The organism is Variovorax sp. VaC1 (assembly GCF_043658315.1).
GTDB lineage: Bacteria > Pseudomonadota > Gammaproteobacteria > Burkholderiales > Burkholderiaceae_C > Variovorax.
This window is the reverse complement of record NZ_JBIGLT010000001.1, coordinates 1,181,545-1,203,351: the sequence shown is the minus strand read 5'-3', so window position 1 is coordinate 1,203,351 and position 21,807 is coordinate 1,181,545. Positions and strand designations below refer to the sequence as shown.

General features: G+C 65.6%; 17 protein-coding genes and 1 tRNA gene. 10 read left to right on the top strand and 8 right to left on the bottom strand.

All coding sequences use genetic code 11. The features are described 5' to 3' along the window. Window positions 1-7 precede the first annotated feature (7 nt). Complete coding sequence (locus tag ACGLHS_RS05700; RefSeq protein ID WP_093239499.1) at window positions 8-3,097, top strand: efflux RND transporter permease subunit; 3,090 nt, start codon at window positions 8-10, stop codon at window positions 3,095-3,097. Between the two features lie 79 nt (window positions 3,098-3,176). Here the strand turns inward: ACGLHS_RS05700 and ACGLHS_RS05695 are convergent, their stop codons facing one another. The 3 genes from ACGLHS_RS05695 to ACGLHS_RS05685 form a co-directional block, all read right to left on the bottom strand. Continuing rightward, a complete protein-coding gene (locus tag ACGLHS_RS05695) occupies window positions 3,177-3,416 on the bottom strand; it encodes a hypothetical protein (protein ID WP_093239497.1) in 240 nt (79 codons plus the stop codon). 94 nt (window positions 3,417-3,510) lie between these two features. Beyond that, window positions 3,511-6,540 carry a GH92 family glycosyl hydrolase gene (locus tag ACGLHS_RS05690; RefSeq protein WP_394477638.1) on the bottom strand — a complete coding sequence of 1,010 codons (3,030 nt, stop codon included), beginning with the start codon at window positions 6,538-6,540 and terminating at the stop codon, window positions 3,511-3,513. A gap of 132 nt (window positions 6,541-6,672) precedes the next feature. Next, entirely contained in the window at window positions 6,673-9,003 is a 2,331-nt protein-coding gene (locus ACGLHS_RS05685) for a GH92 family glycosyl hydrolase (RefSeq protein WP_394478179.1), read from the bottom strand. A gap of 62 nt (window positions 9,004-9,065) precedes the next feature. On the opposite strand from ACGLHS_RS05685, the gene ACGLHS_RS05680 reads away from it, so the two are divergent. The 9 genes from ACGLHS_RS05680 to ACGLHS_RS05640 all read left to right on the top strand — a co-directional run bounded on the left by ACGLHS_RS05680 (window position 9,066) and on the right by ACGLHS_RS05640 (window position 17,784). Beyond that, entirely contained in the window at window positions 9,066-9,296 is a 231-nt protein-coding gene (locus ACGLHS_RS05680; RefSeq protein WP_394478189.1) for a hypothetical protein, read from the top strand. 337 nt (window positions 9,297-9,633) lie between these two features. Next, window positions 9,634-10,611, top strand: a complete 978-nt coding sequence (locus ACGLHS_RS05675) for a LacI family DNA-binding transcriptional regulator (RefSeq protein ID WP_093239494.1) — start codon at window positions 9,634-9,636, stop codon at window positions 10,609-10,611. Window positions 10,612-11,086: 475 nt separating this feature from the next. Further along, complete coding sequence (locus ACGLHS_RS05670; RefSeq protein WP_394477635.1) at window positions 11,087-12,460, top strand: carbohydrate porin; 1,374 nt, start codon at window positions 11,087-11,089, stop codon at window positions 12,458-12,460. Between the two features lie 146 nt (window positions 12,461-12,606). Next, entirely contained in the window at window positions 12,607-13,857 is a 1,251-nt protein-coding gene (locus ACGLHS_RS05665; RefSeq protein WP_394477633.1) for an ABC transporter substrate-binding protein, read from the top strand. Window positions 13,858-13,887: 30 nt separating this feature from the next. Beyond that, complete coding sequence (locus ACGLHS_RS05660) at window positions 13,888-14,754, top strand: carbohydrate ABC transporter permease (RefSeq protein WP_093237622.1); 867 nt, start codon at window positions 13,888-13,890, stop codon at window positions 14,752-14,754. Further along, window positions 14,747-15,598 (top strand): carbohydrate ABC transporter permease, encoded by an 852-nt coding sequence (locus tag ACGLHS_RS05655; RefSeq protein WP_394477630.1) that lies wholly within the window; start codon window positions 14,747-14,749, stop codon window positions 15,596-15,598. The genes ACGLHS_RS05660 and ACGLHS_RS05655 overlap by 8 nt, the downstream gene beginning before the upstream one ends. Window positions 15,599-15,602: 4 nt before the next feature. Next, complete coding sequence (locus ACGLHS_RS05650; RefSeq protein ID WP_394477627.1) at window positions 15,603-16,727, top strand: ABC transporter ATP-binding protein; 1,125 nt, start codon at window positions 15,603-15,605, stop codon at window positions 16,725-16,727. Between the two features lie 266 nt (window positions 16,728-16,993). Then, window positions 16,994-17,452 (top strand): hypothetical protein, encoded by a 459-nt coding sequence (locus tag ACGLHS_RS05645; protein ID WP_394477625.1) that lies wholly within the window; start codon window positions 16,994-16,996, stop codon window positions 17,450-17,452. 2 nt (window positions 17,453-17,454) lie between these two features. Further along, entirely contained in the window at window positions 17,455-17,784 is a 330-nt protein-coding gene (locus tag ACGLHS_RS05640; RefSeq protein WP_394477623.1) for a hypothetical protein, read from the top strand. 326 nt (window positions 17,785-18,110) lie between these two features. On the opposite strand, the gene ACGLHS_RS05635 is transcribed toward ACGLHS_RS05640, so the two are convergent. The 5 genes from ACGLHS_RS05635 to tolB form a co-directional block, all read right to left on the bottom strand. After that, window positions 18,111-18,186, bottom strand: a tRNA-Lys gene (locus ACGLHS_RS05635). A gap of 49 nt (window positions 18,187-18,235) precedes the next feature. Continuing rightward, window positions 18,236-19,078 carry a ThiF family adenylyltransferase gene (locus tag ACGLHS_RS05630; RefSeq protein WP_394477621.1) on the bottom strand — a complete coding sequence of 281 codons (843 nt, stop codon included), beginning with the start codon at window positions 19,076-19,078 and terminating at the stop codon, window positions 18,236-18,238. A gap of 22 nt (window positions 19,079-19,100) precedes the next feature. Then, window positions 19,101-19,850 carry a tol-pal system protein YbgF gene (ybgF, locus tag ACGLHS_RS05625; protein ID WP_394477619.1) on the bottom strand — a complete coding sequence of 250 codons (750 nt, stop codon included), beginning with the start codon at window positions 19,848-19,850 and terminating at the stop codon, window positions 19,101-19,103. Next, a complete protein-coding gene (gene pal / locus ACGLHS_RS05620; RefSeq protein WP_394477617.1) occupies window positions 19,850-20,365 on the bottom strand; it encodes a peptidoglycan-associated lipoprotein Pal in 516 nt (171 codons plus the stop codon). The genes ybgF and pal overlap by 1 nt, the downstream gene beginning before the upstream one ends. A gap of 25 nt (window positions 20,366-20,390) precedes the next feature. Then, window positions 20,391-21,617, bottom strand: a complete 1,227-nt coding sequence (tolB, locus tag ACGLHS_RS05615; protein WP_218121900.1) for a Tol-Pal system beta propeller repeat protein TolB — start codon at window positions 21,615-21,617, stop codon at window positions 20,391-20,393. Window positions 21,618-21,807: the final 190 nt, after the last annotated feature.

Sequence of the window (21,807 nt, the reverse complement as noted above, 5' to 3'; positions counted from 1 at the left end):
CGATCGCATGAACTTCACCGACATCTTCATCCGCCGGCCCGTGCTGGCGATGGTGGTGAGCCTGCTGATCGTGGTGCTGGGGCTGCGCGCGCTCTCGGGCCTGCCGGTCAACCAGTACCCGAAGACCGAGAACGGCGTGGTCACCATCAGCACCGCCTACTACGGCGCCGATGCGGCCACGGTCGCGGGCTTCATCACGCAGCCGCTCGAAGCCGCCGTGTCGCAGGCACAGGGCATCGACTACCTGTCGTCGTCCAGCAGCCTGGGCGTGTCGACCATCACCGCCACCCTGCGGCTGAACTACGACTCGAACCGCGCGCTGACCGAGATCAACACGCAGGTCAACTCGGTGCGCAACCAGTTGCCGCCGCAGGCACAGCAGCCGGTGCTGACCGTCGCCACGGGCCAGACCACCGATGCCATGTACATCGGCTTCTACAGCGACACGCTGCCCAACAACAACGTCACCGACTTCCTGGTGCGCGTGGTGCAGCCCAAGCTCAACGCCATTCCCGGCGTGCAGACCGCTGAAATCCTGGGCGCGCGCACCTTCGCGCTGCGCGCCTGGCTCGATGCGCAAAAAATGGCCGCCTTCGGCGTGACCGCCACCGACGTGAGCGCGGCGCTGTCGGCCAACAACTACCTGGCGGCCGTGGGCGCGAGCAAGGGCCAGATGGTGACCGTGCCGCTGACGGCCGGCACGTCGCTGCACAGCGTGGACGAGTTCAAGCAGCTGTCGGTCAAGAGCGCCAACGGCGCGATCGTGCGGTTGCAGGACGTGGCCACCGTCACGCTGGGTTCCGAGAACTACGACTTCAACGTCGCGTTCAACGGCGTGCGCTCGGTGTTCATCGGTATCAAGGTCGCGCCCGAAGCCAACATCCTCGAGGTGGCCAAGCAGGTGCGCACGACCTTCCCCGAGCTGCAGGCACAACTGCCCAGCGGCCTGACCGGCAAGATCGTCTACGACTCCACCGACTTCATCAACACCTCCATCAGCGAAGTGATCAAGACGCTGGTCGAGGCGCTGCTGATCGTGACGGTGGTGATCTACCTCTTCCTGGGCAGCCTGCGCGCAGTGCTGGTGCCGGTGATCGCGATGCCGCTGTCGCTGATCGGCACCTTCTTCGTGATGCTGGTGCTGGGTTACTCGATCAACCTGCTCACGCTGCTTGCGCTGGTGCTGGCGATCGGCCTGGTGGTGGACGACGCGATCATCGTGGTCGAGAACGTCGACCGCCACATGCGGGAGGGCAAGACACCCATGCAGGCCGCGCTGCTCGCGGCGCGTGAGCTGGGCGGCCCCATTCTGGCGATGACCGTGGTGCTGGTGGCGGTGTACGTGCCCATCGGCTTCCAGGGCGGCCTGACCGGTTCGCTCTTCACCGAGTTCGCCTTCACGCTCGCAGGGGCGGTGGTCGTGTCGGGCGTGGTGGCGCTCACGCTGTCGCCCATGATGTGCTCGCGCATCTTCAAGCCCGAGCAGGACAGCGGCAAGTTCGCGATGAAGATCGAGCACATCTTCGAGCGCGTGCACCACCGCTACCAGCTCATCCTGCGCGGCGTGCTGCGCACCTGGCCGGTGATGATCGTGATGGGCGTCATCCTCATCGGGCTCTTGTTCGTGATGTTCAAGATGTCGAAGTCGGAGCTGGCCCCCGAAGAAGACCAGGGCATCGTGCTGTCGCAGGTGGTGGGTGCGCCCACGGCCACCATCACGCAGATGCAGACCTACGCCGACCAGATCTTCAAGGTCGCGCACGACACGCCCGAATACGCGCAGCTGTTCCAGCTCACCGGCGTGCCGAGCACCAACGCGGGCATTGCCGGCGTGCTGCTCAAGCCCTGGGATGAGCGCACGCGCAGCGCGCACGACATCCAGACCGACCTGCAAAAGCGCTGGAACGGCATTGCCGGTGCCAAGGTGGTGGCCTTCCAGTTCCCGGCACTGCCGGGCGCCTCGGGCCTGCCGGTGCAGTTCGTGATCAAGACCACGGAGCCGTTCGAGAACCTGAACACGCTCGCGCAGCAGATCATGGACAAGGCGCGCGCGGACGGAAAGTTCTACTACATCGATGCCGACCTGAAGATCGACCTGCCGCAGGCCACCGTGGTGGTCGACCGAGACAAGATCGCGTCGCTCGGCATCACGCAGCAGGACGTGGGCAACGCGCTGGGCGCAGCGCTCGGCGGCGGCTACGTCAACTACTTCTCGATCTCGGGCCGCTCCTACAAGGTGATTCCGCAGGTGCAGCAGGTCGACCGGCTCAACCCCTCGGACGTGCTGAACTTCTACATCAAGACGCCCAACGGCGTGGTGCCGGCCAGCACGGTCGCGAGCCTGAAGTACACGGTGCAGCCCGAGACGGTGAACCACTTCCAGCAGCTCAACTCCGTGACCATCCAGGGCGTGCCCAGCGGCACGCAGGGCGAAACGCTGGAGTACCTGCGCGGCGTGGTGCAGCAGCTGGCACCGAGCGGCTATACGGTCGACTACTCGGGCCAGTCGCGCCAGTTCGTGCAGGAGTCGGGCAACTTCGCCATCACCTTCGTGTTTGCGCTGATCATCGTGTTCCTGGCACTGGCGGCGCAGTTCGAGAGCTTCCGCGACCCGGTGGTGATCTTGGTGTCGGTGCCGCTCGCCCTCTTCGGCGCCATGATCTTCATCTTCTGGGGCTTCGCCTCGATGAACATCTACACGCAGGTCGGGCTGGTCACGCTGATGGGCCTCATCAGCAAGCACGGCATCCTGATCGTCGAAGTGGCGAACCGCCTGCAGAAGCAGGGCCTGAGCAAGCTCGACGCCATCGTCGAGGCCTCCGGCACCCGGTTGCGCCCGATCCTGATGACGACGGCGGCCATGGTGTTCGGCGTGCTGCCGCTGGTCATTGCATCGGGTGCTGGCGCTGCAGGTCGCAAGGCGATGGGCATCGTGATCTTCAGCGGGTTGTCGATCGGCACGCTGTTCACGCTGTTCGTGGTGCCGGCGATGTACCTGTTCATCGCGGCGCGGCACGAGAAGGAAGAGCAGCAACCGGCAGCAGAGACGCCGGCGCTCGGCGGCCCCGGCCACGGGTCGGTGGCACCCGAGGCCTGATCGCTTCCCCCTCAGCAAAAAGCCCGCAGTCCAAAAGACTGCGGGCTTTTTTGATGGGCTGGCCTTGCGGCCTTTTTCTTCAGTCGCAGCGGTAGACGACTTCTCCGGCGGGAACGCCGGCTGCCGGGTCTTCCGCCCCCTGGTTGGCCAGGAAGCGCATCGGCGCGCCGAAGTTGCGGCAGTAGTTCTCCGCATCCTGCGCGGTCGGCGACTTGAAGACGCCGTCGCCAAGCGAGGTATAGCGAGGGGCGGCTCGCGTGACACACCCGGCGGCCGACGCGGCCAGGACGAGAACGGAAAGAGCAATGAAGGGGCGCATCGGAAGGAGCAGTTGCCGCAGCTTGAACTGGAAATGAGGAACGGCGACTGTAGCGCCCTTCGCGCCCCCTGCTTCAACGGATCATTTCAACGCATCACTTCAACGTCATGGCGAACACGTGCATGACCGCGCCGTTGTCGGTCTGGAACGGCAGCGTCACGCTCTTGACCATGCGCTGCTTGTCCAGAGCGGCGTCCCAGTAGAAGACGAAGGCCTTGGTGGTGTCCGCCTTGCCGCTCTTGTCGACGCGGTGATCCGTGGTCAGCGCGACCTTGTTGTAGGCCCCCACCTTGCCCCCGCCGCCGCCCAGGGTCCAGTCATCGAAGCGCAGGTCGAAGCCCTGGCTGGTGCCGTCGGTGTAGGTCACCGTCAGCTTGCCCGTGGGCGCGGTCGATGCGACGGTGGCGCTGCCCAGCAAGGCCAGCGTGCCTGCCGCCTGCGGCTTGGCGAAGCTCAGCGTCTGCCCCTGCACGACCATGTTGTCGAGCCCCGCCTTGCCGTCCGGCCACGTGAAGTCGATGCCGTTGAAGGACACGGTGCCACCGGGTGTGGCGCCTGCCGCGGCCAGCGCCTTCGCCGAATAGCTCCAGCCGCCCATGTCGAAGGTGTAGCCCTCCAGCGAGCGGTCGGTGGCCTGGCCGTCGATGCCGATGCCGTGGTTGTTCAGCGCCGCGTCGAGGCTGTCGAAACCGTCGAGCCCGAACGACGGCATGCGCGCGGCCGAATCCTTGCCCCACTGCGATTCGCTGGTGCCCAGCGCAAAGCCCAGCGTCGATTCTTTCTTGAGGTCCGCCAGCCACACCCACGGCATGTCGATCGCCTGCCCGTCCAGCTTCAGGCTCTGGATGTAAGGCGCGTTGGTGCCGGCGCCGGAGGCATCGAGCGTGAGCTTCTTCGCGCCATCGGCCCAGCGGATCACCACCTGGTCGAAGACCGGGCTGCCGATCGTCAGGCCGCCGACCGACTGGATCTCGGGGTAGAGCCCCATCGCCGCCCACACGTACCAGGACGACACGGCACCCAGGTCGTCGTTGCCCGGCAGCCCGCCCGCGTCGTCGAAGAACACGGTGTTGATCACGTCGCGCACCACCTTCTGGGTGCGCCACGGGGTGCCCGTCCAGTTGTAGAGCCACGGCGTGGCAAAGCTCGGCTCGTTGCCGACATAGAAGTTCGGCTTGTTCATGCCCGCGTTCAGGTCCTGGAAGAACGCATCGAGCCGGGCGACCACCGCGGCATTGCCGCCGACCAGCCCGATCAGGCCGCGCGCGTCGTACGCCGACATCCAGGTGTACTGCTCGGCATTGCCCTCGACCATGTCCGCGTTGGCCGTCGGGTCGAACATCCAGCCGCCGTCGCGAAAGCGTGGCAGGAGCTGCTTGCGGTCGGTGTTGAACTGGTTCTTCCAGTTGGCCGAGCGACTGAGGAACAGGCGGTGGTTCGTCGTGTCGCCCAGCGCCTTGGCCATCTGCGAGGTCGCGAAGTCGGCCGTCGCGAACTCGAAGGTCAGCGAGCCGGCCCACCAGCCGTTGTCCTTGGCGGCATAGCCGCGCGTCAGGTAGTCGCCCATGCGGTTGGCGTCGTCGCGCAGGCCGCTGCCGGTGCACCTGAGGTCGGCCTTGTTGCCGACCAGGGTCATGTAGCCCAGCGCCTTCTTCGCGTCGAAGTTCGTCGCACCGAAGGCGTAGGCGCCCGCGACCGTCGGCACGCCGGAGTCGCCCGGCATGATGCCCTGGTCCGAGTTGACCGGCGCCCAGCGCGGGATGGCGCCGCACTGATCCGCATCGTTCACCAGCGACTGCATCATGTCGCTGGCCTCTCGCGGAAACAGCATGCCGGTCAGCGGCATCAGGCTGCGGTAGATGTCCCAGTTCGAGAAGTTGACGTACTGCGTGCGGCCGTCCTGCACCTGATGCACCGCCTGGTCGAAGCCGATGTAGTCGCCGGTCACGTCGCTGTTGATGTTCGGCGAAAGCAGTGCGTGATAGAGCGCGGTGTAGAACTTGCGCCTTTCGGTCTGCGTGCCGCCGCGCGTCTGGATGGCGTTCAGCCGGTCGTTCCATGCGTCCGATGCGGTGGTGCGCACGGTGTCGAAGCTCCAGCCGGGGCTTTCCTTTTCCAGGTTCTTGCGCGCGTTGTCGCTGCTCACGTACGACAGGCCGATCTTCATCATCACCGCCGGCTTGCTGCCGGTGGCAAAGCTCACGTTGGCCTTGCCGCCCTTGATGGTGGCGGTGATCTCGCGATCGAACTTTGCGTAGAAGTACAGCTTGTACGTGCGCGCGCCGCAGAAATTGCCGCCGACCGTGGAGCCCGAAAGGCCGTCCTTTCCTTCCACCTGGATCGCGCCCGTGGTGGAGGCGATGGTGTTGGTGCGGGTGGCATCGATCACCAGGTACGGTGTCTTGCGGGTGCTGTCCAGCGCCGACTGCGCCGGGTAGGTGAAGCGGCCGAAGCCGGTGCGGGAGGTGGCCGTCAGCTCGGTGGTCACGCCGTCTTTCAGCGTGACCTTGTAGTAGCCGGGGCTGGCCTCTTCGTCCTTGTGGTCGAAGTTTTCCTTGGCGCCGGGGCCGACCGAGGCGGTGTCGAAAGTCGGCATGACCGGCAGCTCGCCCTCGTTGCCGTCGCAGCCCGAGCCGCTCATCTGCGTGAGCGGAAAGCCGATGATGGTCTTCTCTTTGTAGATGTAGCCCACGGGGTGGTCGGTGCCGCCGTTGCTCGGCGTCATCGGTGTCCACTGCACCATGCCGAAGGGCGTGGTCGCCCCCGGAAAGGTGCCGCCGCGCGCGCCGGCCGGTACGGGGTCGGAGGCCGGCTTGGTCGCATCCGCCGTGCCGACGAAGGGGTTCACGTAGCCGGTCAGCGATTGCTTGGTGAACGCCTCCACCGGCGTTGCGGGCGGCGGTGCGGCGGTCTTCACCGGCAGTGCCGCCGTGTCCGTGGGCGAACCGGTGTCCGCGACGGTGACGAGGCTTTCGCCGCCCGCACTGCCTGCATTGCCCGTGCTGCCCGCAGCGCCGCTCCCGAGCCCGGCCAGCGATGTGCTCGATCCGCCACCACCGCAACCGAAAAGCGATGCCGCGCTCAAGGCGACCGCGAGCACCCGTGTCCGATGAATCTTCATCATGGTCATGTCTCCTGGATTTCCGATGACAGGGGCGGCCTGCGCCCCAAAGCGAAGCCGATACGGCTGCCTCGTCGAAAAAAGGCGGCTTGCCGCCCCTTGCTTTGCTGCGCGCGCGTCAAGCCGCGCGGCAGTTCAACCCGGCGACGCGGTCGCCTTGGTGTAGTCGGCGGCGGGGCCCGAGGGCGGCGTCAATGCCGGATCGGAGGCCCAGTCGGTGGGCGTGGGCGACAGCGTGAAGCTGAGCGTTCCGCCGTCCCTGATCTTGTCCAGCGGCAGCCACGACCCTGCGTAGGCCGTTCCGTTGAGCTTCATCTCGCTGACGTAGCGCACGTCGTCGAGCAGCGCCTGCCGGTCGGCCTCGATACGCAGCTTCTTTCCGTTGCCCAGCCAGAGCGTCATGCCCGAGAACTGCGGTGTCGATACCGCCAGCCCCGGTGCCGAGGGGATCACCGGATACAAGCCCATCGCCGCCCACACGTACCAGCCCGACGTGGCGCCCATGTCGTCATTGCCCGGCAGGCCACCCGCGCCCAACGAGAAGTTCTTCTTCAGGATGACCGGGATGATGTACTGCGCGTACTTGGCCGAGCCGATCCAGTTGTAGGCCCACGGCGTCTGGAAGGCGGGCTCGTTGCCGATGTAGTAGCCCGAAGAATTTTCGCCACCGTTCAGCTTCCTGCCGCTGGGGTCGGGCCCCTTGGTCGGGTCCACGGCGTTCACGCTGAACAGGTCGCTGAGCCGCTTGAGCGCCGCCGTCCTGCCGCCGAGCTTGTCGACGAGGCGGGTCCAGTCGTAGGCGAAGGTCCAAATGTAGTTCTGCTCGGTCGACTCGTGGAAGTCGCCACTGCCCGACCAGTCGCCGGCGGCGGTCTTCGACTGCAGCGACTTCGTGGCGTCGTTGAAGATGTTCTGCCAGTTGCCGGCTCGCTTGAACACCTTCTGGATCACGCCATCGTCGGCAACCCTCGTGTCGGGGAGCGCATCGAGAAACGCGCCGACCGAGCGGTCCGTGGTGATCGCTTCGAGCGTGGTCGACGAGGGCTTGTCGTACTGCCTGTCGGACGGAATCCAGCCGAGCTTGATGTAGTCGATGCGGCTGTCGCCCGGCTTGCCGATCGCGAACTTGTCGTTGCACTGGCTGTTCGTGTCGCCGACCGACTGGAGCATGAATTTCCGCGCTGTCGCCAGGTCGAACTTTCTCGCGCCGAACAGGTAGGAGCCCGCGACGACGGTGGGCGCGTGGTCGCCGTTCATCGGCACGGTGTCTTCGCTGCCGTCCACCCAGTGCGGAAAGGCGCCGCATTGCTGCGCGTCGGCCACCAGCGACTGGATCATCTCGCTGGCCTCGTCGGGCGCGATGAGCGCCAGCAGCTGCGACTGGCTGCGGTAGGTGTCCCACATCGAGAAGCCGCTGTAGTGGGTCTTGTAGCCCGCGTCCTTTCCATCGACCTTGAACTTGTAGTTGGCGACGTTCTCGTTGGCCCGCGTGGGCAGCACGTCGCCGGACTGCGAAAGGTCGGCCTGCTTCATGCTGCGGTAGTCGCCATTGACGTCGCTGTAGACCGTCGGGCCGCTGTAGACGCGGTAGAGCGCGGTATAGAACTTCGTCAGCTGGGTGACGGCATCGTCCTTCTTCTTTGCATCGACCTTGTCGATCTCGCCTGCTTTCGCAAGGTCGAGCTGCACGACGTTCAACCGGCTGTTCCAGTTGCTGTCGGCCGCCGTCCTGACCGTGGCGAAAGACCAGTCGGCGTTTTCAGCGTCGAGGTTCTTCCTGGCGTTGACGGTGCTGACCGAAGAGATCCCGACCTTGACCTGCACCGCAAGGTCTGCCGCGCCCAAATCGAACTGCAGGATCGCGGCCTTGCCCGACACGGTGGAGCTTGCCTTCAGCGGCTTGTCGAAGGTCGCGTAGTAGTAGACGGGCTGCTTCCACGTGCCGCCGCAAAACTCGTTCGCAATGGCGGTGCCGGAGACGGACTTGCGGTCGTCGCTCAGCTTGATGTCCGTGAGGTCGGTGTAAGGAACGCCCTCCTGGTTGGGGTTGTTGCGGGCCGAGTCGATGACGAGGAAGGCCTTGTCTTTGTCGGTGTAGCTGATCTTCGCCATGCCGGTGCGCGTCGTCGCGGTCAGCTCGCTGGTGATGCCGTTGTCGAACTTCACCTTGTAGTAGCCGGGCGCGGCGGACTGGTTGGCCTTGTCGTACGAGAGACCGTCCGAGGAGATCGCGGCGTTGGTGCTGTTCGGCAGGAGCGCCACCGCCCCCTGCCCTCTGCAGCCGGGGCCGTTGAGGTGGGTCATGCTGAAGTAGCGGATGGCCTTGTCGTCGTAGTAGTAGCCGCCCGAGCCGAAGCCCCACGGCGCGTTGCTCCCCTTCGTGTCGGGGCCGAAGCTCACCATGCCGAAGGGCGTCTGGGCACCGGGGTTGACGTTGCCGGAGTGGCCGCTGCCGGTGTCGGAGATCTTCGTTCCGACGAACAGGTTGACGTACTTCGTCAGCGCCGGAATGTCGACGCGCGAGTCCGTTGCTGGTGCTGGTGCTGGTGCTGGTGCTGGTGCTGGTGCTGGTGCTGGTGCTGGTGCTGGTGCTGGTGCTGGTGCTGGTGTCGGTGTCGGTGTCGGTGTCGGTGTCACCGTGCCGCCATCCGGCCTCGCAACCGGTCCGCTCGCGACCTCGGACGCATCCGGTGGTGTCGACGTTGCGGTGGGTGTCGTTGTTGTCGTCTCTGTCGTCGTCATCGGCAGCGGACCGCTGAAGCCGCCCGAGCCGCCGCCGCCGCAGCCACCCAGCAACGACACGGCGACCAGCCCCGCCGCCAGGTTTCCGCACGCGCTTTTCTTTTCCATGTTGTCTCCCTTTGCTGCTTGCACATCGCCCGGAGCCCGAGCGCCAAACGGGCGCAGTGTATGTACGCCCTCCGCGCAAGCGCGCTTGTGATTTCCCGAACGAAACACAGCGCTGGCAAGGAAACAAATCGGCGTGCTTCCTCTCCCCGCGCGGCTGGTGCGCGTGTGAAGCACTGCCTCGACAACCCATTGCAGTCGCAGTAACAATGATGTCTTCCAAGTGACCGCACCACCCCTGAACGATCCATGCCCGTAACCATCCGCGATGTGGCCGAGGCCTCCGGCGTCTCCATCAGCACCGTCTCGCGTGCGTTGAAGAACCAGCGTGGCCTGTCCGACGACACACGTCGGTTGATCCGGCAAGTGGCGCGCGAGATCGGCTACAACTCCGGCCGCCTGCGTGGGGCCAAGGCCAAGCAGCTGGCCTTCATGGTGCACAGGCAGCACAGCCACTTCTCGACCAACCCGTTCTTCTCGGACGTGCTGCATGGCGTCGAAGAGGCATGCCGCAAGTTCGGCATCGTGCCCACGCTGCTGACCTGCGGGCCGACCGATCCGATCCGCGAGCAGTTGCGCATGCACGAGCCCGACATGGTGCTGGCGGCCGGCTATTTCGAGAGCGAGGTGCTCGACATGGTCGCGGGGCTGGACCTGCCGATCGCGCTCATCGACTGCTCGCTGCGCGACCTTCCCTCGGTGAACCCCGACAACGCGGTGGGCGGCTACCTGGCCACCCAGCACCTGCTGGACATCGGGCGCCGGCGCATCGCCTACATCGCGGGCTCTCTCGCGCACGTGAGCATCCTGGAGCGTGCACAGGGCTATCGCCGCGCGCTGTTCGAAGCCGGCATCCTGGCCGACCCCGAACTCGAGGTGGTGGCACCGCCAGGGCAGCTGCACGACCTTGGCGCGATGGCGGCCATGCAGCAACTGCTGCGGTTGCGCAGGCCACCCGATGCCGTGTTCGCCTACAACGACGCGGCGGCGCTGGCGGCGCTGGCGACTTGCCGGCAGGCGGGCCTGTCGGTGCCGGGCGATATCGCCATCGTCGGTTTCGACGACACCCTGGCCGCCGCGCAGGCCGACCCGCCGTTGACCACCCTGCGCGTGGACCGGCAGGAGCTCGGCCGCTTCGGCGTCGAGCTGGTGATGCAGGGGTCTTCCATGCCCAGGCTCAACACGCTGCCGGTCGAGCTGATCGTGCGGGCCAGCACCCGGGCCTGACGCCTGCCCCGAAGGCCGCGCCGCGATGCCGGCGCGGCGTGGTGCCCGGTGCTTTGTTGCGCTGGCCATGCTGTGTTTCGTTCGGGAAATCACAAGATGCCGCGCGAAATCGCGCTCCTACACTGCGTGCCGTCACACATCGGGCACCCGCGTCCGGGCCCCGTTGACAAGACGCAGCACAAGAAAGAGGAGCCGCCACACATGCCGACGAACTGCACGCACACACCGTGGATGCCTGCGCGCCGTCCCCCGCTGTCGCCTTCCGTCGAGCCCGGGCTTCGTGCCGCGCCTTTCTCTTTTCATGACCGCTTCGCACATCGTCCGATGAGGCGATAGCGCGCCCTCTTCCCCCTTTCCCCTCTCCGTCTGAGCGTGACACCGCCGGTTTCCGGCCGGTGCGGGACAGCTTGTGCCCGAAGCGCCCGGACGGCCCTTGCGCACCTCCCACAACAACCACCTGACCAAGGAGACAACCGTGAAATTCAAGCTGAACCGAACCACTGCCGCAGCCCTCGTGCTGCTCGCCGGCATCCACACACTGGCCCACGCCCAGTCGATGGACACCCCCACGGACGCCCCACCCGAAGCCGAGGTCAAGACCGACCCCACCAAGGACTTCATCAAGAAGGTCAACGACGCCACCGGCCTGGAGTTCTGGGGCTATGGCCGCGGCGGCTTCTTCGGCGCCCCCAAGGGTGCACCCAAGGGCGGCTACTCGCTGGGCGGCGACCTGCAGAAGTACCGCCTGGGCAACGAGGGCGACAACTACCTGGAATTCGGCATCGGCAAGAAGTTCGACCTGGGCGGCGGCATCAAGTGGGGCGTGTTCTACATGCCCACGATCTACAACGGCAAGAGCGGCACGGCGCAGGCCTACTTCTCGCTCAGCGGCATCTTCGGCAACAGCGCCACGCTGTGGGCCGGCCAGCGCTACCACCGCATCCAGGACGTGCACATCGTGGACAAGTGGGTGGTGGAGGACGGCGACAACTACGGCGCCGGCATCGACGACATCCCGCTGGGCGGCCTCGGGCGCCTGAACGTGGCGGTGCACACGGCCGATTCGGTGGACAACAAAAGCGGCAACCCCAACAACGCCAAGCGCATCAACGTGCAGTGGCGCGACATCCCGACGAACCCGGACGGCAAGCTCACGATCACGGGCGGGCTGATCTCGGGCAACTTCGCCAAGGGCAAGGACGGCGGTGCGCTGGGCCTGATGCACATCCAGAAGAACTTCCTGGTGCCGGGGCTGAACAACATCTTCATTGCGCAGGCGTCGAGCGGGCACGCCTCGCTCAGCGGCAAGTTCTACAACCTGGACAACAGCACCACGACCACGGGGCTGCTGCTGCCGCCGGGCTTCGGTGCGTCCGCGTCCGACATCTTCCTGTTTGCGCCGCTGGTGGAGCGCACGGTGGTGACGCCGCAGCCGGGGGCGAAGCAGCGCCGCATTCTGGATTCGATGGACTTCCAGTTCGGGCGCTTCGGCGGCCAGACGCTGATCGGCTACCAGACGACGCGCCCGGACAACGGGCCGGAGACGAAGGACTTCACGCTCGGTGGGCGCGTGTCGTACGGCATTGCGAAGTACACCAAGCTCTTGGCAGAGCTGGGCACGACGCGCCGCAGCATCAGCGACCAGCCGCGCCAGACGCTGAACAAGGGGACGGTGGCGGTGGCCTTCTCGCCGAACACGGACTTCTGGACGCGGCCCGAGTTCCGCATCTACGCCACGCGGGCGAGCTGGAACAAGGCCGCGGCCGATGCCAACGCCAGCACCTTCGGTGCGAACGGCCGGCGCGGCGCAACCATCTACGGCATCCAGATGGAAGCCTGGTGGGAATGACACGCCAACCCGCTCTGGCAGAGCGCCTTTTGTTGCGCTCGCAACGCTGTCTTTCGTCCGGGAAATCACAGCGTGCCGCCCCGAGGGGCCTGCCTAAACTGCCGCCGACTCCGAATTCCAACATCACAAACGCGAGAGACAAACACATGAACACCCCCAGATTCGCCGCCGCCGCCCTTTGCCTTGCCATGGCAAGCGGCGCGGCCATGGCCCAGCAACAAAGCGTGGAAGTCCTGCACTGGTGGACCTCCGGCGGCGAGGCCGGCGCGCTCAACGTGCTCAAGGGCAATCTCGAAAAACAGGGCGTCAAGTGGAACGACATGCCCGTGGCCGGTGGCAGCGGTGAAGCTGCCATGACGGCGCTGCGTGCCCGCGTGACCTCGGGCAACCCGCCCACCGCCTCGCAGATGCTGGGCTTCGACATCCTCGACTGGGGCAAGCAAGGCGTGGTGGCCGACCTCAACACGCTCGCGCAGAAAGGCGGCTGGGACAAGGTCGTGCCGCCCGCGCTGCAGAAGTTCTCGAAGTACAACGGCAAGTGGATCGCCGCGCCAGTCAACATCCACTCCACCAACTGGGTGTGGGCCAACCAGGCGGTGCTGGCCAAGGCCGGCGTGACGGCCGAGCCGAAGAACTGGGACGAGTTCATCGCCGCCGCCGAGAAGGTGCAGAAGGCCGGCTTCATCGGCATCGCCCACGGCGGCCAGCCATGGCAGGACGCCACGCTGTTCGAGAGCGTGGCTCTGGCCACCGGCGGCGTCGACTACTACCGCAAGGTCTTCATCGAGCTCGACAGCAAGACCATCGCCTCGCCGACCACCGAGAAGGTCTTCCAACGCATGAGCCAGCTGCGCAAGCTGGTGGACAAGGACTTCTCGGGCCGCGACTGGAACGTGGCCTCGGGCATGGTGATCGGCGGCAAGGCCGGCTTCCAGGTCATGGGCGACTGGGCCAAGGGCGAGTTCGTCAACGCCAAGCAAGTGCCGGGCAAAGACTTCGCCTGCTTCCGCTTTCCGGGCACGCAGGGCGTCGTCACCTTCAACACCGACCAGTTCGTGATGTTCAAGATGAAAGACCCCGAGAAGGAAGCCGCGCAGCAGAAGCTCGCCGCCGCAATCATGGACCCGGGCTTCCAGTCGGCCTTCAACGTGGTCAAGGGCTCGGCGCCCGCGCGCACCGACGTGCCCGACACCGCCTTCGACGCCTGCGGCAAGAAGGCCATCAAGGACGTGGCCGAGGCCAGCCATGCCAACACGCTGGTGGGCTCGATGGCACACGGCCACGCGGTGCCCGCGTCGATCAAGAACGCGTTCTACGACGTGATCACGCGCCACTTCAACGGGCAGCTCGACGACAAGAAAGCGGTGGCGGCGCTGGTGTCCGCGGCAAAGAACTGATCTTTCTTTTTCTCTAGCGCGATACCTCTCTTGAAAGCCAACCTGCTCCCCAAGCTTCTTCTGAGCCCCAGCGCCCTGCTCGTGCTGGTCTGTGTCTATGGCTACATCATGTTCACGGTGTACCTGTCGTTCACGACGTCGACCATGCTGCCCACCGCCGAGTGGGCGGGCACGGCGAACTACGAACGGCTTCTGGGGCTGGAGAACTGGTCGGTGTCGCTGCACAACCTGGCGGTCTTCGCGGGGCTCTACATCGTCATCGCGATGGCGCTGGGCCTCGGGCTGGCCATCCTGATCGACCAGAAGATCCGTGCCGAGGGCGTGCTGCGCTCGATCTTTCTTTATCCGATGGCGCTCTCGCTGATCGTGACCGGCACCGCCTGGAAGTGGCTGCTCGACCCCGGCGTGGGCCTGGAGCACACGCTGCAGAGCATGGGCTGGACCAGCTTCTCGTTCGACTGGATCAAGGACGGCGAGATGGCCATCTACTGCGTGGTCATCGCCGCCGTGTGGCAAACCTCGGGCTTCGTGATGGCGATGTTTCTGGCCGGCCTGCGCGGCGTCGACAGCGAACAGATCAGCGCCGCGCGCGTCGACGGCGCGCGCACCTGGCAGATCTACACGCGCATCGTCATTCCGCAGCTGGGGCCGGTGTTCGTCTCGGCCTTCGTGATCCTGGCGCACATGGCCATCAAGTCGTATGACCTGGTCATCGCGCTGACCAACGGCGGCCCCGGCCGCTCGACCTGGCTGCCGTCGGTCTTCATGTACCAGTACACCTTCGCGCGCAACGAAATGGCCGTGGGTGCGGCCAGCTCGGTGCTGATGCTGCTCGCGATCAGCATCGTCGTGGTGCCCTACCTGCTGCGCGAGATGCGGGGAGCCAGGAATGGCTGAGCGCACATTGCGTTTCGCGCTCTACACGCTGCTGGCCGTGATGGCACTGGTGTTCCTGATGCCGGTGTACGTGATGGTCGTCAACTCGCTGAAGCCGCTGGAAGAGATCCGCAGCGGCAACCTGATGGCGCTGCCGCTGGACTGGACCTTCGCCCCCTGGCACGCCGCCTGGAGCACGGCACAGATCGGCGTGCAGCCCACGGGGTTGAAGCCCTACTTCATCAACTCGTTCCTGCTGGTGGTACCGGGCGTGGTGCTGTCGACGCTGATCGGCGCGGTCAACGGCTACATCCTCACGCAGTTCAAGGTTCGCGGTGCGCACCTGCTGTTTGCGGCGATGCTGTTCTCGGTGTTCATTCCGTTCCAGATCGTGCTGATCCCGATGGCCAAGACGCTGGGCCTGCTCGGCATCGCGGGCACGGTGACGGGGCTGGTGTTCGTCAACACGGTGTATGGCATCGGCTTCACCACGCTGTTCTTTCGCAACTACTACGCGGCGTTTCCGCAGGAGCTGGTGCGCTCGGCGCGCATGGACGGCGCGGGCTTCTTTGGCGTGCTCTGGCGCATCCTGCTGCCCAACAGCACGCCGATCATCGTGGTGACGGTGATCTGGCAGTTCACCAACATCTGGAACGAATTTCTCTTTGGCGCTTCGTTCAGCGACTACAGCTCGTTCCCGATCACCGTGGCGTTGAACAACCTCGTCAACAGTTCCACGGGCGTCAAGGAATACAACGTGCACTTCGCGGGTGCCTTCATCGCCGCACTTCCAACGCTGGTCGTGTATCTGGTTTCGGGCAAGTATTTCGTGCGCGGCCTCATGGCCGGCTCGGTCAAAGGTTAGGTGAATGGCTTCTCTGGATTTGGTGGGTATCCGCAAGAGTTTCGGTTCGGTGCACATCCTGCATGACATCTCCATCGCGCTGCAGGACGGTGAATTTCTGGTGCTCGTCGGCCCCTCGGGCTGCGGCAAGAGCACGCTGATGAACATCATCGCGGGGCTGGAGGAGCCCACCGAGGGCCGGCTGCGGCTCAACGGCAGCGACATCACGCATGCCGCGCCGGCCGAGCGCAACATCTCGATGGTGTTCCAGTCGTATGCGCTCTACCCGAACATGACGGTGGCCAAGAACATCGAGTTTCCGCTGGAGATGCGCAAGGTCGACAAGGCCACGCGCGCCGAGCGCGTGAAGAAGGTCGGCGAGCTGCTGCAGATCGACCATCTGATGGACCGCAAGCCGCGCCAGCTCTCGGGCGGCCAGCGCCAGCGCGTGGCCATCGGGCGTGCACTGGCGCGCGAGCCCCAGCTTTATCTTTTCGACGAGCCGCTGTCGAACCTCGACGCGCAGTTGCGGCTGGACATGCGCACCGAGATCAAGAAGCTGCACCAGCGGCTGAACGCCACCATCGTCTACGTCACGCACGACCAGATCGAGGCCATGACGCTGGCCACGCGCATCGCGGTGATGAAGGGCGGCGTGCTGCAGCAGCTGGGCACGCCGCACGAGGTCTACAACCGGCCCGCGAACACCTTCGTGGCGAGCTTCATGGGCTCGCCGCGCATGAACCTGCTGCGCGCGCGCATGGCCACCGAACGCCATGGCGAGCTGCGCCTTCTTGCCGCGAGCGGCGGTGTGGGCGCCACGGCGATCCGGTTGCCGGCGGGGCTCTTGCCTGCAGGGCTGCAGGCCGGTGCGGAGCGCGACGTCATCGTCGGGCTGCGTGCCGAGGCGGTGGGCCTCGCGCTTCCGGGCGCGGCGCCAGGGCCCTTGCAATGCCATCTGGAAGCGCGTGTGCAGGTGGTCGAGCCCACCGGCGCCGACACGCTGGTGCTGCTCGACATCGACGGGCACGACTTCACGGCGCGCCTGCCGCCCGACGTGTCGCTGTCTACCGGCGCGCACGCGCGCTTTTCGATCGACCTGTCGAAGGTGGTCTTCTTCGATGCGGGCACAGAGCTGCTGATTGCCTAGCTGAGTCGTCCCTGCCTCGATGGCATGACAACAGCGTGACTATTCACGCTCAGGGTGCCACGAGCGCTCCGCAATCCTTCGGCGATCCGCTCTGGCAGCGGTTCCGAGCCACGTCCGGTTGCGTAAAGTCATCGAGGCTTTACGGTTCCTTCATCAAAGAAGGTACGTCGCGGCGCCAACATCCGCGTTACCGGCTGCCAGCATCCGATGACGTCGATTCTTCGGCTGCTGCTGCCGGACCGCATGACGCAAAGGAAGAGGACCGCATGACATCCATTGCATCGCAACCCGGCGGGCATGTGCCCGCATCCCTGGACCCCGAGCAGGCGATTCCGTCGCTGGTGGCGCAGGTCTACGAATCGGCCCCCGCAGCAGAGCGCTGCCACTTGGTCGCAACGCTGCTGCGGCCACTGGGCGTGCTCTCGCTCGTGGCGATCGCCAACGGCATCTTCGCGAAGATCCGGTTCCGCAACGCGGGGCAGGAGCTGAACGTGCGTGTGGACGATCTCCAGAACGTCCACGCCGCCGATATGGTGGCGCTGGTGCATCACGCCCAGCAGGTCAGTGTCGAGACCGTCGACAGCCTGGTGCACCTGCTCACCAGCTCGGGCGGACTGGCAAGCTCCGCGGCGGCGGCACTGCTGATCGGGCTGCTGGTGCAGCGCGCCCGGTCGCGGCGCAGCACGCAGACGCAGGCCGATGACGCTTCGCTGGACCCGTGCTGAGCATGCAGCACGGCCAATCCCCCACCACCACAACCCGCGCACGGCGGGGGCTTCAACACTTCCGACTGGCGGACATCACGGTGCAGGTGCCCTTCGGGGCGACGGAAGAGGCCCGTGTCGGCCTGCTTCGGGCCGCTGGTGTGCCGCTGGACGAAGCAGGTGAAGTCAGCCGTGGTTTTCTGTTCGAGTGTGCGAGCCGCAAGCTCGAGTGCGATACGGTGCTGCGCTGGTTCGATGAGGGATCGATCGGGCGCATGCATGGGGCGGGTGCGGCCTCCGGGCCATTGGATCGAGAACCTGCCGCGCCGGTGTCGCAATCGCGGATGCCGTGATCGCCACGGGGCAGTCTCGACGGCTTCATCTGCTGATCGGCCTCTGTGGTCGCATGCGCGCTCACCTGACGGTGACAGCCGCCGGCATCGAGGGTGCCGTCAATCTCGAACGGCTGCCGTAGCACCTCTACCAGCGCCGGCCGACTGTCACTGCGCAGTGTGCGCCTCGGGCGTGAAACCTGTGTGATGGCTTGAAACCAGGTGCTGCGGCGGCATGCTCAATGCCGTGTTGCCCCATGTTCCAGGAGCCCGCGCCTGCGAGCCCGCAAAAGAAAAAAGCCAGCTATCGAATTGATAGCTGGCTTTTCATATCTCGCATGGCTCGGTGGTAGGACGTACTGGATTCGAACCAGTGACCAACGGATTAAAAGTCCGCTGCTCTACCAACTGAGCTAACGTCCCGGAACCATTTTTTGTTTCTTGCTGGCGTTGAATCCAGCAAAGCCAAAGATTATAGCGTGGCGTTGCCCGCAATTTTGTCGAGAACCCAACCTGCCGCACATTGACCGAAAGTTGCCGTCACGCTGACCACCGAACCGTAGCCGTGGCAGTTGAGGGAACCGTCGCCTTCGATCGCGCATGAAGCGTCGGGTGGCGCCACGCTTTCGCGGCTGAAGACGCAGGTCACGCCGATCTTGCGGCCTTCGCGCGGCGCGCCGTGCGACTTGCGCAGACGCTGGCGAAGCTGGGCGAGCAACGGGTCGTGCGTGACGAGCGACAGGTCGTCGATGTCGACCTTGTGTGCCTGCCGCTTGCCACCTGCCGCACCGACGGTGACGAACGCCACGCGCGAGGCACGCGCCCATGCCGCCATCGCGAGCTTGGCCTTCACCTGGTCGCACGCATCGATGACGGCCGTTGCGGGCCCGTTCGCGGCCTGCGCCGCGTCGAGCAGCGTGGTCCAGTTGTCGGGCTCGACGAATTCGTCGATGGCCAGCACCTTGCACTCGGGGTTGATCTGCGCAATGCGCTCGCGCATGGCTTCGACCTTGGCTTGCCCCACGGTCGAATCGAGCGCGTGGATCTGCCGGTTGATGTTCGACTCCGACACATGGTCGAGGTCGACCAGCGTCAACCGCCCCACGCCGCTGCGCGCCAGTGCCTCGACCGCCCATGAACCCACGCCGCCGATGCCGACGACCAGCACATGGGCGTTGCGGATGCCTGCAGCACCAGCCACGCCATACAGCCGTTCGAGGCCGCCGAAGCGGCGCGCAAAGTCAGGCGCCGCGGTGTCGGTGACGACATCCGCGGCGGTTGCTGGGGTGAACGCTTCAGGAGTGATGGTGCTCAAGCGGAAAGCTCCGCTGCCGGCATCAGCGCAGGCGCGAAAGGCGCTCGCGACCGGCCTGTGCAGCCTCGGACTGCGGGTAGGCCTTGGCCAGGTCTTCCAGCGTGCGGCGTGCGGCACGCGTGTCCTTCAGTTCGATCTGGCAGTTCGCAATCGACAGCACGGCCTCGGGGGCCTTGGCATGGTCGGGCGCGAGCGACAGCATCGAGCGGAAGTTGGCGATGGCCTCGTTGTAGTTACGCGTGGCGTACTGCGCATTGCCAAGCCAGAACAGCGCCGAAGCGTTGTAGCCGCTTTGCGGGTAGCGCTTGACGAACTCGGCGAACGCCGTCTGCGCCTGCGCGAACTGGCCGGCACGGAAGACGCCGAGCGCGGCATCGAAATCGGCCTTTTCCTTGGGATCGGCGTTGAACTCGCGGCCGTCCACGGACACCTTCGACGGCTCGGTCTGCTTGAGCTTGTCGTCGATGGTGGTCTGACGCGACTGCATTTCGCTCAGCGTGCGCGTGAGCTGTTCGTTCTGCCCGGTCATGCGGGCCAGGTCGCCGCGCATCTGCTCGATCTGGCTCTGCAGATCGAGCAGGCTGCGACGCAGCTGGCCGTTTTCGTCGGTCAGCCGCTGATCGGTCTGCTGGCGCATGGTCTCGACGCGCTGCCGCAGGTCGAGGATGGCCTTGCGGGCCTCGTCATCCTCGAACAGTGCGGCTTGCGACCCGACCGAGACGCAAAGCAAGGCGGCAGCCAGCGCCGCGCCTCGCAACACAGCGCGTTGCATCACCGGGTGTAGCGGATTTCGGCGCGGCGGTTTTGTGCCCACACCTCTTCACCCGAGCCCTGCACGGCCGGCTTTTCCTTGCCGAAGCTCACGGCTTCGATCTGGTTGTCGCTCACGCCCAGCAGGGTGAGCGCGCGGCGCACGGCTTCGGAACGCTTCTGGCCCAGCGCCAGGTTGTATTCGCGGCCGCCGCGTTCGTCGGTGTGACCTTCGATCGAGACGCGACGCTGCGGGTTCTGCTTGAGGAAGCGCGCATGGCCATCGATGATCGACTGGAACTCGGGCTTGACCGTGTAGCTGTCGTAATCAAAGTAGACGATGCGTTCCACGCCCATCGGACCTTGCGCGGTGCCGGCGTTCGGATCGATGGTGACGGGTGCCACGGTGGTGGCGCCTTGCTGGCCGCCAGGTGTGCCGGAGCGGTCGGTCACCGGCGTTTCGTTGAGCTTGGTGCCCGACGAACAACCGGCGATCAGTGCCACGATAGCCAGCGAATAAATCGTACGTTTCAACATTTTCGAACTCCTCAAGTAAACCTGGTCATTGCTTCTGAAACGGACCCCAGTCCGGTTCTCTTATGTCTCCCGCCTGTCCCGCGAGTCGTGCCTTTATTTTTCCATCGAGCGTGCTTGTCATGAGCGCCTCGCGGCCCTGCAGATGCGTGGCGTAGACGATCAGCTTGCTGTTGGGAGCAAAACTCGGGCTCTCGTCGGCGGTGGTGTCGGTGATGGACGCGACATTGCCGGTCGCCAGCTCCATCACCTGGAGCTTGAACGCGCCGCCGATCCGCGAGATGTAGGCCAACCACCGGCCATCGCCGCTGACAGCCGGAGAAATGTTGTAGGTGCCGCTGAAGGTGACCCGCGTCGGGTTGCCGCCGCTGGCGCTCATCTTGTAGATCTGCGGCGCACCGCCACGGTCGCTCACGAAGTAGATCGTGCTGCCGTCGGCCGAATAGGCCGGCTCGGTGTCGATGCTGGAGCTCTGGGTCAGGCGGCGCGGCTCGCCCCCCGTCGCCGGGATGCTGAAGAGTTGCGAGCCGCCATCGCGGCTGAGCGTGACGGCCAGCGAATTGCCATCGGGTGCCCAGGCCGGCGCGCTGTTGGAGCCCTTGAAGTTCGCGAGCAGGCGGCGCTGGCCGCTGGCCACGTTGTGCACGTACACGACCGGCTTGCGCGACTCGAAGGACACATACGCCAGTTGCTGGCCGTTCGACGACCAGCAGGGCGAGATGATGGGTTCGGGGCTGGCGAGCGCGGCCTGTGCGTTCTCGCCGTCGGCATCGGCCACCCAGAGCGAGTAGCGGCTGCCGGCCTTGGTGACGTAGGCGATACGGGTCGAGAAGATGCCTTTTTCGCCGGTCAGCTTTTCATAGACGTAGTCGGCGATGCGGTGCGAGGCAAGGCGCAGGTCGCCCTGGGGCACGGTGTAGCTCTGGCCGCCCAGGTCCTGGCCCTTCACCACGTCCCACAGGCGGAAGCGCACATCGAAGCGGCCGTCGGCCAGCCTGCTGACACTGCCCACCACGAGCGAATCGGCCGTACGCTGGCGCCACAGCGACAGGTCGGGCCGCGAGGCCTCGTCCAGCGCCTGGCCCGAGGCGTCGACGCCGCGGAACTGGCCGCTGCGTTCGAGGTCGGCCTGGACGATGTCCGAAATCTTCTGGGGCGAGCTTTCCTGGCCCTTGAACGGAACGAGCGCGATCGGCAGCTGCGTCAGCCCGACGCCCGACACCTCGACCCGGAACTGGGCCAGTGCAGGAAGCATGGGAGTGGCAGCAAGAGCCGCAATGAGGGTGCGGCGTGCAAATAGCGATGAAGAAGGAGTTGGGATAGAGACTGGCAACGGCTTGTTCATGCGGTTCGGAGAGGTTTCCGGAGAAAAAGTTTCTGCCCGGCGTAACGGGCCACATGTTACACACTGGCTCGGCGGCGCCGTCACAAAACGTTTATCCAGC